The sequence below is a fragment of the Robertkochia solimangrovi genome (assembly GCF_007279655.1).
GTDB classification, from domain to species: Bacteria; Bacteroidota; Bacteroidia; order Flavobacteriales; family Flavobacteriaceae; genus Robertkochia; species Robertkochia solimangrovi.
The window spans coordinates 36,598-57,924 of sequence record NZ_QKWN01000006.1 but is presented as its reverse complement, the minus strand read 5'-3'; the positions used below and the strand labels follow the sequence as shown (position 1 = coordinate 57,924).

The following is a 21,327-nucleotide window of genomic DNA, read 5'->3' as shown; positions in this document are numbered from 1 at the left end:
TGTTATTTTTCTTTCAATATATAGGCAAGCGTTAGATGAAGGAAGAGAGTATAATAAATCAATCAGATCTTCATAAAAGATTAAAAAATATGCATATAATCATATAAAAAATAGAATATATTCTAACAATGTGGGGTAAACATTAAAAAATACTATAAGGTATTTCGTATATCTATAAAAAAATTCCTTTCATCGAATAAACTATGAAATCTGATATTCGAATAAACCTTTTTTTATCTTCATGTCAAGGTTTGTCCTCAAAATCTTGTTTTCCAATTACTTTCACTTATTACAATGGTATCCTATTAGATTGATTGATAGCAAAGATTAATTTAATAGTTCTAAACATGGGATACTACTACTACCGTAATTTCACGAGGGCTTTGGCTACTCGTGCAGGGCTTTTCATGGCCTTAACAATGATCTTTGCTGTTTTGATTCTCAAAGCAGAAACCAATGAGAATAACGATCTCAATGGAGGTTTTACCGATAACCCGGGAATTGGCAATAGTTCATTCTATATCGCCCCCTGTTATTTACTGAGTCCATTAGACTGTAGTGAAATTGCACAGTCATTACCGGTGAACCTTAATTTTGATGGGGCACAGGGAGGTATTTTAAATACCGGATTCACCATGGTCGACCCGCCATCAACTCCCTTGAGTGCTGATGTACTGGAGGCGGATGCAGATACACCGGGGCTCATCGCCGATCGGTTAAGTCTGTCTTCGGGTTATCTGATGGTCGATGCTACCAGAGGTATCAATTATAACAAACCTTCAGGCAGTGCTAATACAAATTCACAGATGAATGCACTTGGGGTTGGTTTTACCACCTCTGTTCGTGTTTTGAATGTGGAAGCTTCATTACAGCAACCTGATTTTTCACAAACCTCTGATAATAGATCTCAGCAAGCAGGTATATGGTTCGGATTGAATGAAGATAATTATGTGAAACTTTCAGTGATCAAAGCCACGGCAACGCAGCAAAAAATTCAACTTTTTGTCGAGCAGACGAATCCGGCCAATCCCACCGGAGCATTGTTACTTGATGAATTGAATACCGCTAATTTCAATATCGCAGGAATTACGGATATACAACTTAGATTGGAAGTTTCCCCCCTCGACAATACCGTACGCGGATACTATATACTGGATTCGGGATCGGAAGTGCTGGTTGGAAATGCCTCGCTGCCGATACCTGATTCGTTTTTGGAAGGGATTGATCATGATCAGGATTCCGGAACCGATCCACTTTCGTTCGCAGGAATCATGACCACTTTACGAACCGACACAGGAGGTGATGCCAGTAGTATGGTCATTTCCTATGATTCCTTTGACGTCAGTGAAATGCCTAATGATGCCAGTGAAATGTTAAGCTTCGGGATTCCTGATCTCGGAGTTTCCGGTATTATAAACGGTACTACCGTTGAAACCTATGTTCCCTTTGGAACCGATATTACAGCACTGTCACCGGATATCACCGTATCTCCTTTTGCAACCGTTGATCCGGCTTCCGGAGTGTCTACAGATTTTACAAGTCCTGTAACCTATACCGTTACAGCTGAAGATGGTACAACGACAACTGATTATCAAGTGAGTGTGATCGCTGAAACGCAACCTTTCGCGGCACATATCAATTTCCAGAATAATTCAGATGATGCACCTGCCGGTTACCTCAAGGATTATGGAAAAGAATTCGGGTTTAGTGCACTGAACATTAATGGGACTGATTATAATTATGGTTGGAAGAATTCAGCCTCTCAGCTACCGGAGGATATCTCGGAAGAGGCTGCCAATAATAGCACCGGTGCCGGTAGAATACGAATCGGTAACTATGCAACTGCAACAATTCAGGAAAAACTTACAGGCTCACTCATCCATTTTCAGGGAGATAATGTTCTTAATACAGATGGGACTCTTCAATGGGACGGACAGCCAAGAGGTTCAGAACATTATTGGGAAATAGAGATCCCGAATGGTATCTATGAAGTAACCTTGAGCCTCGGTGATAAGTCGACAAGCATCGATAGCCGTCACAGCGCAACTGTTGAAGGTTACACGGTCGTTCCGGCCTTCGCACCGGCTATAGAAGAAACAAGAGCTGGAACCATCATTGTCGAAGTTACCGATGGTGTACTGACAATGACCGGACACGGAGGATATAACTCCAAGATCAATTATATAGATATCACCGAGAGTACCGGAACACCCGTTTCCGGAATTCTGAGTTTTGATCCGGCCTCATTGAATACAAGTCTGACCGCCGGAGCAGCTACCATTCTAACTGCTACACTCTCCGGAGCAGCGGCTGAGTCAATCGGACTGGTAATCGATGATAACATAAACACGCTTGATGATAATGCAGCAGGTAGCAATGAATGGCTGACACTTCCGGGGGCAACTGTTCCTGGGGCGATGGATTTCGCAATTACTTCTGCATTACTGAATCCGGCAGATACCAGATCTAACACGGTAATCGCTACTCAGCAGGGGTATGTCCCGGCTGAACTTCCGATTGAGGTCACTGTTGACGCCTTTGTCTCCCTACCTTTCAGAATGAATGCAGCCGGAGGAGAAACCACCAAAGAGAGTGATACCTATATCGCCGATATGACTGATTTACTCACCGTTCCAACCGGTGTTAATATGCAGACCAGTACTACCAGCTACGCACTTAACGGAGATGCTGCAAATTATCCGGACCTGTATTATCCGAGAAGATTTGCACCCCAGTTCAGTTATAATATTCCTGTGCCTAATGGTGATTATAATGTCGTTCTGCACATGATCGATAATTATTTCACAGTAGCCGGATCTCGTGTTTTCGATGTAACTGTTGAAGATGTACTGGTAGCTGATGATCTTGACCTTGCCGGTAGCTACGGTCAAGGTACACTATATGCACCAAGTTATACAGTGAATGTTAGTGATGAGGTATTGACCATTGCATTTGATGCCTCGGTAAACAATGCCATTATCAACGCTATTGAGATTATTCCAGCTACAATTTTAAGTTCCGAAAAAGATATTCTGGCCTTTAGTATACCGCAACAGGTTGCCGAACCGGATTTTGACATAGATTTGAACACGATTACCGTTTCGGTTCCAAATGGAACAGATCTGACGGCTTTGGTTCCTGAGATCACGTTATCAGCTGGAGCCACAGTTACACCGGAATCAGGAATCGCAACCGATTTCACCACTCCGGTAATTTATACAGTTACCGCCGAAGATGAAACGACCAAAGAATATACCGTATCAGTAATCCCGGAAGGGATTCCCTATGCAGCCCATATAAATTTCCAGAATAATTCGGTGGATCCTCCAACAGGTTATTCTAAGGATTATGGAAAGGAGTTTGGAAATGCTACGATTGCTATTGATGGTACCGATTATGCCTATGGATGGCTAGATGCGGCTACATTGATAGCTACCGATATATCAGAAGAAGCTGTCAATAATGGGAACGGAACAGGTAGAGTCCGTATAGGAAATTACGCAACGGCAACACTTGAAGAACAATTAACGGGTACGCTGGTTCATTTCCAGGGTGATAATGTGCTAGCCAATAATGGAACCTTGTCCTGGGCTGGTCAACCTCGTGCTGGAGAATTTATCTGGGAGATCGAAGTCCCGAACGGAGTGTATGAAGTTACGCTGAGTCTGGGTGATAAATCAACCAGTATTGATAGTAGGCACAGTGCTGCGGTAGAAGGATATACCATAATTCCGGCTTTTGTACCAGAAGAAGGGGAGACCCGAGCCGAAACAATGATCGTAGAGGTTACCGATGGAAGACTAACTGTGACCGGACAAGGAGGATATAATTCAAAGATCAATTATATAGATATTACCGAAAGTACCGGAACTCCTGTATCAGGTATTTTGGCTTTCGATCCGGATGCTTTAAATACAGATCTTCAGCTGGGAGCATCTACAACATTATCCTCAGTACTTTCTGGTGCCGCCGGAGAAGTCGTAGGTCTGGTGATCGATGATAATATCAATCTGATTGACGATGACGCTGCCGGACGTAATGAGTGGCTTACACTTCCTGCATTGCTTTCTCCTGGAAGTCTGGATGTCGCAATTACTACAACTGCACTGGAAACCGGATCGACACGAAATAACACAGTGATTGCAACGCAAAAAGGCTATATGCCGGCATCACTCGAAGTTGGAGTAACGGTGAATTCATTTATCGGAATTCCATTCCGTATGAATGCAGCTGGCGGTGAAACCACTAAAGAAGGGGAGACCTTCGTTGCCGATGAAACACAGTTCTTGTCTTACCCCGGAGAAATGCTGACTAACAATACAGCATACACCTTACAAGGGGATGCCGCAAGCTACCCTGATCTCTATTATCCAAGACGATATGCTGATGAGTTCAGTTATAATTTCCCGGTACCTGACGGAGCGTATAATGTGGTCCTTCATATGATCGAGAATTTCCATACCGCAGCGAATGCCAGGGTTTTCGATGTAACCATTGAAGACGTACTGGTTGAGGATGATCTCGATCTGTTCAGTGCATATGGTCAGGGAGTTCTGGCTGCCAATTCTTATGCGGTCACAGTAGAAGATGAATTACTGACGATTGCCTTTAATGCTTCGATCGACAGGGGAATTATTATGGCGATCGAAATACTGCCAGCTACCGTATTGAGTTCGGAAAAAGAGATCACTGCATTCAGTATTCCGGAACAGGTTGCAGAACCGATCGTTGATTCAGATTTGAAAATGATCGCTATAGAGGTTCCTGAGGGGACTGATCTTACCTTACTGGTTCCGGAGATTACTTTATCCGCCGGAGCAACCATTTCACCGGAGTCAGGAATTGCAACTGACTTTACGAATCCTGTAGTGTTTACTGTGACCGCGGAAGATGGATCTACAGAAGACTGGACAGTTTCAGTTACCGAACAGGTTGTAGAGATTTGTACTCCGATAAGTTTACTGGATTGTAATGATATCGTAACTAGTTTGCCTTTTACACTGAATTTCGATGGTACGGAAGGAGGACTGGAAGATCAGAATTTTGCAGGTACTGGATTTACTATGGCTGATCCGCATTCTCAACCTCGTTTAACGGAGGACGGACCTGCCACTTATCCGGAAGTTAACGGATATGAACCTTCGAAGTTATTTATAAATAATAATAACCTTGAGGTTACTGCAACGAAAGGAATTGCATTTACGGCACCACCACTTAGCTCGAATAACAATACACAGATCAATTCCCTTGGGGTTGGTCTCCAGAATATTAACTCGGTTCTCACGATAGAAACCAAATTACTTGGGATATCTACCGGCACTGGATCTGCACAAGCAGGGATATGGTATGGTCTGGATGAAGATAATTTTGTAAAGCTCAATGTGACCGATAATACGATAGAGTTGAGAAAAGAAGAAGGAGGGATCACTGATTATGATGGGGTTACATTGGATCAGATTTCCTTGAACGTTGGCGCTGCCGGGAACGATGTAAGCCTTAAACTGGAGATCGACCCAACAGCAATGACTATTACCGCTTTTTATGCGATCAACGATGAAACCTATATTCAACTGACTAATTCGACTTTAGACAACCTCGCCCTTCCGTCGGTTTACCTTGCAGGTAAATCCATTACAGAAGGAATAGACGGGGTTTCATTCGCCGGAATTTATGCCACCTACCGCACCGGATCCGAATATGTGGCTGTATTCGATAACTTTAATGTTTCCACCGCACCGGTGGCACCGGTTCTGGCATTTGATGCGTCTACATTAAATTTCAGTGGAGTTCAGGGAGAGACCATAGCTTCTCAATCGGTAGAACTTACCGCCAACACTGGCGATCCTGTCGTAATCCTTTCAGATGATCCGGATGCAACACAGTGGTTAATACTCCCTGAAAATCCTACGATCGGAACGATCGAATTTGGCATTCAGGATGGTCTTGCACCAGGAAACTATTCCACAACTGTATTTGCGATCGATCAACCGGATCTCGGCTATGAGAACGCGGAGATTCAGATCAATCTGGTGATCACAGAAGAACCTGTAGATCCTATTGCGATAAGTATGAATTTTTCAGATCCTGCCTCTGCCGCACCAACAGGTTACATCAAAGACGGTGGAGATCCTTATGGAGATCGCGGTAATGGCTATTTTTATGGATGGCTGGATGAAGCTTCTTCAGCTCCGGCCGATCTGACACTGAACGGAAGGAACCGAGATGTAGCCACCTATTCCTTGTTCAATAATACGATGATCCATATGCAATATGGTGATGTTTCCACCAATGCCAGTAACGGTTACCTGAACCATGCCAAATGGGAGATCGAAATTCCAAATGGATCTTATGTGGTTACTGTGACGGTTGGTGATGCGAATGTTGACGGATCTGCAGATGACTATCCAACCCATGTGATCAATGCTGAAGGCCTCAATATAATCGAAGGATTTGAACCGGGTGCCGGATCGGTCCGATTTGAAACGGCTTCAAGGTTGATTGCAGTCAATGATGGTAAACTGACCATCGATGCAAACGGAGGCTTCAATACCAAAATCGTTGGTGTTGAGATTACCAGTAGTACCGGTGAATCGCAGACGCCATTAGTGCTGGGAGTGAATCCTGCTGATGGTGCAATCGGTGTTTCTGTAAATACCAGTGTATCTGCCAATGAACTGTTTATGCCGAATTTTGACACGAACGGGGTCGCCGGTATCGATAACAGTACCATCACTACTACTACCGTTAAACTTACAAAACAAGGAAGCTCAACTCCGGTACCTGCCACGGTAAATGGTACAGGAGGGGGAGATGCCATTAATCTGGTACCAACCTTACCGCTGGAAGCTGAGCAAACCTATGTGTTCACCATTGATGGGGTAACAGACCTTACCGGGGTGGCATTTGAAACGTTTACATCCACCTTTACCACCGGATCCAACACTACAGGTCCGGTTACAGACCTGGATAACGTATCCTTCAATAAAGCAGGAAATGTGGCAGATGGTAGTTATACCTCTCTGGTGATCGGTCCTGATAATAAGCTATACGGACTAGAGATCGATGGAGATATTCACCGATGGACCATGGAATCCGATGGTACCTTGAGTGGAGAGGAGATTCTTAATGATTGGATGGATAATACAGAATATAACAGTTCCAGAACAGCCGTTGGACTCGTTTTTGATCCGACTGCAACAGCTGATAATCTTGTTGCTTATATTACCCATATGTCGGCAGGACTTAGCAGTGCACCTGACTGGGACGGAAATATATCAAGAATATCAGGTCCGAATCTCGCAACGGAAGAGCATTTAATCATGAACCTTCCGAGATCTTTACGTGATCACCTGACCAATAGTTTAACGTTCAGACCGGGAGAACCCGATGTGATCTATTTCAATCAGGGAAGCTTGTCAGCCGGAGGACAACCCGACGGCGCCTGGGGTAACCGCGAAGAAAGTTTATTGTCAGCAGCGACCCTGAGACTTGATCTGAACCTGCTGGCAACCTATAGCCTTCCACTTGATGTGGAGACGACAAGAGATATAGATGCGATCAAGAACTATGACTCTAATTCGGCTACTCTTGATGGTATGTATAACCCATATTACATCAATGCTCCACTGACGCTGTTTGCAACCGGAGTAAGAAATGCCTATGATCTGGTATGGCATACAAACGGACAATTATACGTGCCGGCCAATGGTACGGCAGGAGGAAGTAATTCCCCGGCATCCATCGATGGAATGCCGCGTCCGGATGGAACCATCTATGATCATTCCGACTCTGATTATCCGGTCATTCCGGCAGTATTCAATAATAATGTACAACGTGACTGGTTATTCCGTATGGATCCATCCACTACCATCGGATATTACGGACATCCAAACCCTTTCAGAGGAGAGTTCGTACTGAATCGTGGTGATACCGATGTAAATAATTATTCAGGAATTTCTCCTGATATTAATTACAGAGGTGCTGCATTCGATTTTGAATTCAATAAATCGCCAAACGGGGTCATCGAATACAGAAGTAATGCTGAGAACGGAAATCTTCAGGGTGCGATTCTTGTAGTACGTTACAGTGGTGGTAGTGATATCATCGCCCTTGTACCGGATGGACCGAATGGCGATATCGCAACAATGAAGGTGGGAATCCCTGGATTTACCGGCTTCAGCGATCCATTGGATCTGATCGAAGACGTAAATACAGGGAATATATACGTATCTGATTTTGCTACAAACAAGATCGTACTACTCAGACCGAGTAATCTCGCTTCACCTGAACCGGTACTTACCGTTGCAGTAGAGGAGATTGTAGGAGACGCGATCGCGAATAATCAAACGTATTCCGAAGAGTTGATTATTTCCAATACAGGAAATGCTGCCTTATCCGGACTTGATCTTGCGATTACAGGTACTGATGCATCAATGTTCTCGTTCAACACTTCGGCAACGACTATCGGTCAGCAATCTTCGGTTTCAGCAACGATTAGTTTTACACCGACCAGCACCGGACCAAAGTTTGCCACGCTAACGATTAGCGGAGATTCGGGAGATCCCTTGAATATACCACTAAGAGGATTGGGGAAAACAGGAACCGGAGGATCCAATGAACCATCATTACAATATATTTTAGATACACAATTAGGTGCCGGTGTTATCGATGTTGCGGATGCGAATCCGGCAACCAATCAGATAGATCCGGGCACAGGCCTTGACTATAATGATATCCTTGGAGATGAACTGGATATACAGTCCTTCGAGAGAGCTACGGATGCACCGGTGAGTGTGGAAGTTCTTAGTGTCTACGGACCGACCGATAATGATCCTATCGTAGGATTCGGTTGGTACCTGACCGGGAATGCCACAGCGACCAATGAGATATTCACCGTTGATAATGATCCAGTTAGAAACGGACAAACATTAAATCCTGAAATCACAGGAATACTTCAATTCGATCCGGGAGTGGCTGAGTTTGGATTCTATAACCGATGGCCATATTTTAATGATCGACATCTTTTTAGTGAAGATGCTTTGAATACCTTTAGTGGTGCGATTCCTCATCATATAAGAGTGTATGCACTTCCAGGTGAAAATAATGCTTACATTATTGCCACTGAGGAACATATTTCAGGTTTCGATTATCAGGATGTCGTTGTGATCGTGAGAAACATAAAGCCAGCGGGAACTTCTTCTGAATTGGCATGTTCTCCGATCAGTTTACTCGATTGCGACCAGATTATGGTGGGAATGCCATTCCAACTTGACTTTACAGGTGCAGAAGGAGGACTTGCCAATACAGGATTTACCATGGTGGATAATCCATCTGCACGACTTGAAACCGACGGGCCTATCACCTATGCTGAGGTTCCTGGATTTGAACCGGGGCGCCTGAGTTTCTCAGGAGGTAACCTAATAATAAATGCTGCCAATGGAATAGCGTATGCAAACAATACCGCTACGACATTAACCAATTCTCAGATCAATACACTGGGTGTGGGTATCGATGCTGATGCCTATGGTAGTTTCAGTATTTCAACAACGATCGTCAATCCTTATTCGGATGCTACCAACAATTCTGAACAAGCAGGGATTTGGTTCGGATTGAATGAAGATAATTTTGTGAAACTGGTTGCAGCGAATAATGCCCAGGTTGAAATACGTAAGGAAGAAGGGGGAGTTTCAGGTTCAACAGCAACCGATGCCGTGGCTGCTACAGGTTTAACAACATTAAGTACCAGCACCGTTAAACTTCGCCTATTCATAGATCTGGAGAATGATCTTCTTACCGGGTATTACAGCCTTAATGGAGGAGAAGAAGTCCTGGTAGGTTCTGTACCACTTCCGGTATCCTATATAAACGGCAATTCAAGCTATGATGATCAGAGCTTTGCGGGAATCTTCACTTCAAAAAGGAGAGAGGCCACTGCGGATATCAACTATACCTTTGAAGATTTTGCTATAACACCGGAGAATCCTGTTAGCGATTTCCAGGCTGTTAATATCAACTTCTCACTTCCGGATGACATTCCACCTACAGGTTATACTACCGATTCAGGTGATGCTTTTGGGGATCGAGGAAACGGGTATGTCTATGGATGGCTGAACGCATCAGGTGTAACACCTATTGATCTGTCGGCAAATGCCAGAAACAGAGATGTTCCGGGAGTCGATATCCTGCAGAATACGTTGATGCACATGCAGTTCAATAATGTTGGAGGTAACAATGGAGTTGCTCAGGAAGGTATTTGGGAAATCGTGGTGCCGAATGGTAATTATGAGGTATTCGTCGGTGTGGGAGACCCTGCATTGGACGGACAGGAAAATACAACGCCATCGCATACAATTAATGCTGAAGGTGTAAATCTTGTGGATGGATATGTTCCAAGCGGGCTGGAAGGAGAAGCGACGCGATTTACTTCCGGCTCAGGTACGGTAGTTGTGACTGACGGCCGATTGACCATAGATGCATTCGGAGGCTTTAATACCAAAATTAACAGTTTAAGAATTACTCCGGTTGGAGGAGTTATTAGTCCGTATTTTACCAATGTGACGCCGGCAGACTTTGCGACCAATGTGTCACTTACTGATTTCCAGATCAATGTGGAGATTGTGGTACCATCCGGTTATGAGCTGGATAAAGCTACCCTTGCCGGTCAGATCAATCTTTATGAAGTGTCTGGTAGTGATGAAATTCTTATTCCTTCAAATTCTAATGATACCGGAGGAGGGGATGCGATCACATTGACACCATTGGAAGATCTTAAAGAAAATACGTCTTATATATTCCGACTTACCGATCAGATCGAAGCGAATCTGATAGGTGATCTTAATGACCGTATCGCCTTCCTGCCATTTGAATCGAGATTTACAACGGGAGACAGGGATGATGAGGTTGTTCCAATACGAGACCTGACCGGAGTGGAATTTGTAAAAGTTCCAGGAGGTACAGATCTGGGTGAAGGAACCATTGATCAGCGTTTCTCCAGCCTGGCGATCGGACCTGATGGAAAATTATACGGTAGTACGATCGGTGATTTCAGTTCTGACGGTAAGATCTACCGATGGAATATTGATCCATTGGACGGAACATTGACCGATCTGGAGATTTTGAGTCCGGAATTACAAGGTTCTCCGGCACCTAATGGTACGGCAAGAAGTAATAATGATCGAATGATCATCGGACTGGTATTCGATCCTGCTGCTACTGCAGATAACCTGATCGCTTACGTTACTCATAGTATGGCATCCGTAACTGCTGGTCCCGAATGGGATGGTAAGATCACCCGTTTAAGTGGTCCTGATCTTTCCACAGTACAGGATGTCGTAGTCCACCTGCCAAGGTCATTGAAAGATCACCTGACCAATAGTATGGTATTTGATGACGAGGGTGTCATGTATATCGCCCAGGGAAGTAATACTGCGGGTGGTGATCCAGATGATGCCTGGGGTATGCGTCCGGAGCGACTATTGGCTGGTGCCGTACTTAGGCTCGACTTTTCTAAATTACCGCCGACACTTCCGTTGGATGCTTATACGACCGATGATATCAGCGTTATAAATGCTGCTTCGGAGCTAAGCCTGACTATGAGTGACGGAACTTATAACCCCTATGCGACCAATGCGCCATTGACCATTTTCGCAACCGGTATCAGAAATGCATATGACCTGTTATGGCATTCCAATAATTGGCTATATGTACCTACGAATGGTACCGCAGGTAATAATTCCTCTTCACCGAATTCACCGGCTACAGCAGATTATCCGCTGGCAAGAAGGCTCGATGGACTAACCTCAATTCCATCTGCTCCGGCTCTTCGAGGAGGAGAAACTCAGAAAGACTGGTTGTTTAAAACCAAGGGAGGAACTTATCACGGGCATCCAAATCCGTATCGTGGTGAGTTCGTATTGAACCACGGAGGTATATCCTATAGTGGATTACCGGGACAAACGGAAACTTCCTATGTGGATGTTCAGAAGTATCCGGATGATCTACAACCGGATCCTAACTATCTGGAGCCAGCCTTTGATTTTGGAAAGAATAAATCTCCGAATGGAGTAATAGAATATAAGAGTGATGCCTTTGGAGGTAAACTTCAGGGATTGATCATGGTTGTTCGTTTCAGCGGTCAGGATGACCTGTTGGTAATGGATCCGAAAACCAATGGGGATATCGCTGAATCCTACAGTAGTATTCCGGGATTAAGCGGTTTCGATGATCCTCTGGATGTTATTGAAGATCCTAGAACCGGTAACCTATATATTTCTGAATACGACAGAGATGATAACGGTATAGCGCGATTGACGCTGTTGAGAGCTACCATTCCCGCCACACTCGGACCAGAGATCGCTGCGAACCCTGAGGAACTCATTTTTGAAATGACCACCAATGGTGAAGGTTCTACCACAGATACTCAGACTGTTGAGATCACCAATAATGGAAATGAGGTGTTGAACATTTCAGGACTTGCCATTACAGGAACCTTTGCAGCTCAGTTTGAGTCGGTATCGGGCACATATTCGATTCCGGTAGGAGGAACACAGGCCATAGGGATTACCTATGCCCCTGAATTAGCAAACACGAACCTTGGGTATCAATCGGCTGCTCTAGAGATTAGCAGCGATGATCCGGAGAATCCATTGTATTCCGTAGGACTCTATGCGCTTAAGAAGGCTGGATTTGAAGGTGGGGAAGAACCGGATCTTCAGGATGTGGTGAATACACTGGGTATCGGTATCGATGTTGGATGGAACGGACTTACCTCAGATCAGGGGACGAATCCCGTGATGGAAGGAGATGAAGTTCCTGCTTCCCTCTTCGTAAAAGCCGGTCCAGGAGAAATAACCATTACTCCGGTTGCGAGATATTCACCGGCAGAGGTATTACCATTTGGATGGTACACCAACGATATTAGTATTATTACCAATGAAGTTGGCATACTCGAAGGTACCTTACCGGAAGCACAAACGCTGTATCCAAATGTGATTTCAGGAACGACTTCGTTTGATCCGGAAGGAGCCGTATTTGGTGTTTATGTCGATTCTCAGTCGTTTGGAAGAACGAATTTCACAGAAGATGATCTGAATACAGGTGGGGTAGCTCACCGTGTAAGAACCTATCCTGTTAAAGACAGAGAGGGTAATATCGTTCAGAACAGTTATCTGATCTGTTTTGAGGATGCTACAAATGGAGATTATCAGGATTATGTATTCGTGATCTCCAATGCAATGCCTTATGAAGATGGTTCACTGGTCTTAAACTTTAATAAGAATACTTTAAATTATAACGCCTTCCTCAATCAGGAAGAATTACCGGTACAATCGATGACACTTACCGCTAATGGCGGTGTTACCGCTGCAGATATTGAACTTTCTGCCAGTGAGTCATGGCTTGTAGTACCAGAAACTATTACACTGGGCACACCGATGGATTTCAGTATTGATATCGATGGATTGGCACCTGGTAATTATCAGGCTACTATCTTCGCTACAGCGTTAAACTATCAGGATGCAGTTGCTAATGTGCAGCTTACATTGACGGAAGAACTGGTGTTTACTTATCAGTTCAATTTCAACGATCCATCAGCTCCGGAAATATCTCCGGCTGGTTATATAGATGATTTCGGAGTGCCGTATTCATTGCAATCTACTCCTGATGGAGATTTACAATACGGATGGGTATTACCAGGAACCATGGAACCAGCTGATGCCAGTGCGAATGCACGGAATAGAGATTCTGGTACCGACGATCCGGTATTGAAGACCTTTACCATCATCGGTCATGGTACCACAGCTCAGTACCCAACCCGCGACTGGCTCGTGAACGTACCGAACGGAACCTACTACGTGAACATCAGTGTAGGTGACCCGGATTATAATGATAGTAATCACATTTTGGAGGTGAACGGTACGACCGTACTAAGTTTTGATCAGGAGAATAACAATCCTGATAATCTGACCTATTTCAGCAACACAGAAATTGTGGAAGTCACAGATGGTATATTGCGATTATCATTGGGTAACGGCGGAGCGAATGCAAAACCAAACTTTATCAGATTGGCACCACTAAATACTGCCTTATTACCACCGACGATCAGCGCAGTTTTCGATGGAACACTCAATAGTGAAAATGTATACAGAGGTTCGGTTGCCATTGCTTTGGGAGCTACAGATAATAGTGAAAGTGGAATAACCCGTCTGGAGTATATTCTTGATGAAGGTACCGCAACCGCTTATTCTGAACCAATTTCTGTGATAGAAGCCGGTGATCATGAATTACTGGTAATGGCAGAAGACGGCAATGGAAATTATGCTGAAAAACGCTATCCCTTCACTATCGAAGAACCAACAGGAGCGTTGATTGCACTGGAAAATATGACCAAGGTTCCAGGGACCGACCGCGGATTCCCGGCCGATGATTACTATACGTTCTACAGGATCGAATCACCGGGAGCAGCAGTGGTTCATGATGCCAATGTAATGCGTCTGCACAATACCGGTACCGGAGAACTGGTGATCTCAGCGATCAATTTCTCTACGGCTGGGAAGTTTACAGCTACCGTTCCGGGAACAGGAGAAGTACTGACATTCCCTATAGCGATTGCACCGGGTGAATTCACAGATATTAACCTGACCTTCGTTTACAGCAGTTCCAGCGGAGTGAATTCAATTCACGTTGAAAATATCGATATCATTTCTAATGCAGATAACAGCGCTGATGCATTGGCAACGCTACATGGAGGACATACTCCTTTTCCAGAAGGTGGTCAGGAGATCAATGCTCAGGAGGTTTTCAATGCATTCGGATTCCAGACCAGCATGATCAGTAGAATCAATGATGATGGAGGGATCGGAAACTTAACGACGAATCCTAGTTCGAATTTCCCGGATCCGGCAAATATCGATGCGGGATATGAAGGAGATATGATCGAGCCAGGTACCTTCGTACAGGCAGATCCGACGCAACCGGTCAGAGGTATTCAATTATCGGCTTTACATGGAGGTCCGAGTGAAAATGGAGCTTCATTTAGATCGGTCAACGGTACTGGAATTGTGGGAGATATTAACTTTAGCCATCTTGGGACATGGTATCAGACATTATTGCCAAGATCTTCATCGAATGAGAATCTAATAAACAACGATGTAGCAAATTCTATCTCTTCACCGTTCAGAATTGCTGTTGCCGGCTATCTTTCCACAGGAGGAAATAATCTTAGCGGAAATTTAGAAGATGAAATATTAGGAATCAGGGTATATCGTGTGATCGATCATAACGGCAACGTAGTTCCGAACGAATATATCGTATTACAGGATTTCATTCAGAATGGTTGCGGGGCAGGTTCTGCGAATTGTGACTGGAATGATAATACCTTCTATTTTATCAATATCCGGCCGGAGGCTGTTCCAACGGCTACACAGATACCTGATTATGTAGCCGATATCGATGAGTTCTTCCAATACAGTACCGTAGAATATTTCGATAAAGGATATGCTGGAAATAAACTCACATTCAGCGCTACTGCTGATGGTGGAGCTTTACCGGAATGGTTAAGTGTTAATCCGCAAACCGGACAACTGGAAGGAACACCTCCTTCCGATGCTTCCGCGATCTACGAGATCGAAGTGACCGCAACCGATTATAACCTGGTTACTGCGTCTTCGACGTTTAATATAACAGTAAATCAACCACCGGTTGCTGTAGATGATGAGGTAAATGTGTTGTTGAATACACCAACCCTCTTAAGCGAGCTTTTGGTTAATGATTCTGATCCGAATAACGATGAATTACTGATCATCGGAGTAACACCTGCATCCAATGGATTAGCCGTTGTGAATGAAGGAGGTAAAACGGTGACGTATACTCCGCTAGGTAGCTTTATCGGAACCGATTCCTTTGATTATACGATTGAAGATACCTCCGGACTCACCTCAACAGCGACCGTTCAGGTGACCGTAACCGGACAGGATAATGCACCGATAGCCATAGCTTCTATGGATGTGGAAACCGGAAATGCACCACTACAGGTTCAATTCACCGGAAGTAATTCTAGTGATGACTTCTCTGAGGTTAGCTATTTGTGGGATTTCGGCGATGGAAGCACCGCTACCGAAGCAGACCCGGTTCATACGTTTACCGAACCTGGAAATTATACAATCACACTGCAAGTTTCTGATGGATCGAAAACGGCAAATACCACATTAGCTTTACAGGTACAACCGGAGCTGGTTGAATCTTTCGCTCTTAGAATTAATACAGGTGGAGCAACCGATGTAATCTATAATGGCGATAACTTTGTTGCGGATAATTCTTTCACCGGAGGTAGTACCTATACCAATGTGAATGCACAGGTTCCACAGCTTTATCAGACGGAACGCAGCTCTGCATCACAGACATTTGCATATAACATTCCATTAGCGAATGGTGAATATACAGTCAGACTGCATTTTGCTGAAATATATTTTGGTGCCACGGGAGGTTCTTCAGCACCGGCAAGTGCAGGACAGCGAATCTTTGATGTAAATATGGAAGGTACATTGATCCTCGATAATTTTGATATCAATGCAACCTATGGTTCAGAAACTCCGGTAGTATTACCGTTCGATGTGACCGTAACTGATGGTGTGCTAAACCTGAATTTATCTGCACTTGCAGCAGTTGGAGGAGTTAATCAACCGAAACTATCTGCGATCGAAGTACTTCAATTTACTCCGGCGGTGGACGTTGAAGCAATAGCTTCAGCGAATCTTAATGAAGGTGATGCGCCTTTGACCGTTGAGTTTGATGGTAGTGAATCGACCGGATTCGGGGCATTGGAATATGCCTGGGATTTTGGAGATGGAACCACATCAGATGAAATGAGCCCTGTACATATCTTCACTGATGCCGGAAACTATGAGGTTACACTAACGGTAACGGATGCTCAGGATAACAGTGATGTTTCTGAAACAATTTCGATTACGGTTCTTGTGCCGAATGCTGCACCGGTAGCTATAGCATTAGCAGATGTAACTTCCGGACCTGCACCCCTGAACGTGAATTTTACAGGGGATACTTCAACCGATGATGAGCTGGTAACAGAATATCTGTGGGATTTTGGAGACGGTTCAACGTCAGCTGAAGCGAATCCTACGCATGAATTCGCAACGCCGGGTATCTACGAGGTAGTATTAACGGTAACTGATGCAGAAGATGAAAGCAACAGTGCAGAAGCAATCACTATTACCGTTAATGAACCGACATCTGGTCTGTATAGTTTATTGATCAATGCCGGAGGAAGCGGAATGAGTTATGATGGCAAGATCTTTGAAGCCGATCAGAATTTTGCGGGCGGTAAGGTTTATACCAATACGAGTGCAACCGTACCTGCGCTTTATCAGACAGAACGCAGTGCCTCACCACCGGAATTCGGATATAACTTCGATGTACCGAACGGAACCTACCAGGTGATCCTGCACTTTGCAGAGATCTATCATGGAGCGACCGGAGGTGGTACAGGTGGTACCGGAAAAAGAATCTTTGATGTTTCGATCGAAGGAGATCTGAAACTTGATAATTATGATATTAACGCCCAGGTAGGTCCGCAAACCATAACCACGGAGACCTTCGAGGTAATTGTGGAAGATGGTCAGTTAAACCTGTTCTTCTCAGCTTTACCAGCTGTGGGAGGAGTGGATCAGCCTAAAGTATCTGCTTTAGAGATCTATGAATTGGAGGTGGTGAACGAAGCACCGGAAGCCGTAGCTTCAGTGATTGGTCAGACCACCGGGGATGCACCGTTCGAGGTGGAATTCAGCAGTGCGGGTAGTAGTGATGACGTAGCGATCACCGGATACCTGTGGGATTTCGGAGATGGTTCTACCTCATCAGAAGCGAATCCGACGCATATCTATGAGACACCGGGTACTTATGAAGTAACACTTACTGTTAACGATGAGGAACCTCTCAATGATACTACAGAAGCGATCACAATTATCGTGAACGAACCAGTAGTGATCTGTGAGATACCTGAACCATGGCTTAACAATGATATTGGAGCAGTGGCAGCAGCCGGTAGTGCTTGCTTTGATGGCGGCGTATTTACCGTGGAAGCTTCAGGAGCGGATATCTGGGGTACTCAGGATGAATTCCATTTCGTATACCAGACACTGGAAGGAAATGGTGAAATCATCGCGCAGGTATTGAGTCTTGACCAAACGGATCCATGGGCTAAAGGTGGTGTTATGATACGAAATACCTTAGCTGCAAATTCAGCATGGGCTATGATGATGACCGCACCTACCGCTAACCTTGCAGGTGGTGGACCCGCTTATTCGTTCCAGTCGAGATCTACAACGGGAGGAACCTCTGTAAACACTCCGGCAACTGCCGTACCGGGAGGATATCCATACTTTGTAAGATTGGTACGTGAAGGAAATACCATCACAGGATATGTTTCTGAAACAGAAGGAAACTGGACCTTGGTTGGATCTCAGACCATAGCGATGAATGAGACGGCGTATGTTGGTTTATCAACAACCTCACATAATGACGGGGTAATCACAACAGCAACCTATGCAAATGTATCTGTAAATACCATCAATGCTGCTCCTGTAGCGGTAGCCTCTTCTGATATCACAAATGGTGATGCTCCGTTGACGGTAAACTTTACCGGGGATACCTCAACCGATGATGTGTTGGTAACAGAATATTTGTGGGATTTCGGAGACGGTTCAACGTCAACCGAAGCGAATCCGACACATCAATTCACGACTGCAGGTATTTACGATGTTGTATTGACCGTGACAGATGCAGCTGGTGCCAGTGATAGTGCTGAAGCCATTGCCATTACGGTAAACGAGACAGTATCCGATCTGTATAGTTTGCTGATCAATGCCGGAGGAACCGGAATGAGCTTTGATGGTAAGTTCTTTGAAGCCGATCAGAATTTTGCGGGCGGTAAGGTTTATGCCAATACCAGTGCAACTGTACCTGCGCTTTATCAGACAGAACGCAGTGCCTCACCACCGGAATTCGGATATAACTTCGATGTGCCGAACGGAACCTACCAGGTGATCCTGCACTTTGCAGAGATCTATCATGGAGCGACCGGAGGTGGTACAGGTGGTACTGGAAAAAGAATCTTTGATGTTTCGATCGAAGGAGATCTGAAACTGGATAACTATGATATAAATGCTGAAGTAGGTCCACAAACCGTGACCACGGAAACCTTTACGGTAACGGTAATTGACGGACAACTAAACCTTTTCTTCTCAGCTTTACCGGCTGTAGGAGGAGTGGATCAGCCTAAGGTATCTGCTTTAGAGATCTATGAATTGGAGGTGGTGAACGAAGCACCGGAAGCCGTGGCTTCAGTGATTGGTCAGACTACCGGAGATGCACCGTTTGAAGTATCATTCAGCAGTGCCGGAAGTAGTGATGATGTAGCAATCACCGGATACCTGTGGGACTTCGGAGATGGAAGTACGTCAACTGAAGCCAATCCAACGCATACCTATGTAACTCCGGGAACCTATCAGGCAACACTGACGGTAAATGATGTCGAGCCATTGAGTGATACATCCCAATCGATCACGATTACCGTGAATGAGCCGGTTGTTTTATGTGCCCTTCCAACGCCATGGCTTAATGGTGATATCGGAGCGGTAGGCGCTACAGGAAGCACCTGTTATGATTCTGGTGTCTTTACCGTGGAAGCATCAGGAGCTGATATTTGGAATAGTGCAGATGAGTTCCACTATGTATATCAGTCGCTCGAGGGAGATGGAGAAATCATTGCTCAGGTTATGAGTCTTGAATCTACGAACTCATGGGCTAAAGCTGGGGTTATGTTCCGAAATACCTTGGCAGCAAACTCGGCATGGGCCATGATGACCACTGCACCGAATGCAGGATTGGCGGGAGGAGTGTCTGCATACACCTTCCAGTCCAGAACGACCGCAGGTGCAACACCAGGATTTACGGCTCCGGCTGCATTACCGGGAGGTTTCCCTCACTATGTACGACTTGTTCGCGAGGGGAACACCTTTACAGGTTATGTGTCTGAAACCAATGGAAACTGGACCCTTGTAGGATCTCAGACTATCGCGATGAATGAGACCGTTTATGTCGGACTCGCTACTACATCTCATAATGATGGTGTATTGACAACCGCGGTTTATGATAACGTATCTGTGGAAGCTTATGAAACAGATCCGGCGGTGAATATTGCTCCTGATGCCGTTGCAGCAACAATTGGCGAACAAGGGGGAGAAGCGCCGTTCAATGTTACTTTTAATAGCACAGGTTCTACTGATGATAAGGGAATTGTAAGCTATGACTGGCAATTTGGTGATGGTGCGAGTTCAACGGAAGCTAATCCGTCACATACCTTTACCACTGCAGGAAGTTATCTGGTGACACTAACAGTTACCGATCAAGAAGGACTGGATGATCAGGACTTCCTGATCATAAGTGTGATCGAAAGTGAAGAAGATGCCGTAGCTATTGAGAGTATAACCCTCATAAACGCAACTTCTGACGTAGATCTGTTTAACCTTGTTAACGGTGTAAATATCAATATGAATGATATTGGCAATGTCGGGCTTAATCTGAGAGCTAATCCAGCTTCCGGATCAGTGGGCAGTGTGAAGTTTGTATTGTCCGGTGCCTTGAACTATACCCGAATGGAGTCTGTTCAACCTTATGCACTGTTTGGAGACTCTAATGGAGATTACTATGGTATCAATTTACCTAACGGAAATTATACCATTACCGCAACTCCATATTCAGGTAGTGGAGGTTCAGGAATTGTTGGTGAACCAATGACGTTCAGTTTCAGTATATCTTCGGATGGTTCGTTGAGATCTGAGATAGATCCGATCAAACAACTGAACGGGCTCACCGAAACCGAGAGTATAGATATTGCCGGATTTGAAGAAAATCTTATCGACATCCAGGATCATGGTGAAGTTGCTGTCAGCATGTATCCAAACCCGGCTAGCGATTGGGTTAACCTGAATGTTACCGGAATTTCTGACACACTGGAATCCTTTAGAATCTTTGACCTTAACGGAAAAGTGATCCGGACTTATGAGGCGGATAAAACGAGCCAGGGTAATAATAAATATGCGCTGGAAGTGTCCGGAATTGCACAAGGAACTTATATTCTGAGTATCGGTACTTCTAATGGCGTGATAAAGACCAAAATGCTGGTTATTTATGCACAGTAAATTTAAAATGAAATAATAAAAAGAAAGGAAGGAGTCATTTGACTCCTTCCTTATTTAATAAATATTGGCCGATTTCAGTTTAAGAAATAGAGACGGATCGGTGTATGAAATAAAT

1 protein-coding gene is annotated in these 21,327 nt (G+C 44.6%); it reads left to right on the top strand.

All coding sequences use genetic code 11. The features are described from left to right. The first annotated feature begins 347 nt into the window (after window positions 1-347). Window positions 348-21,212, top strand: a complete 20,865-nt coding sequence (locus tag DMZ48_RS18770) for a malectin domain-containing carbohydrate-binding protein (RefSeq protein ID WP_143954741.1) — start codon at window positions 348-350, stop codon at window positions 21,210-21,212. The last annotated feature ends 115 nt before the right edge of the window (window positions 21,213-21,327 follow it).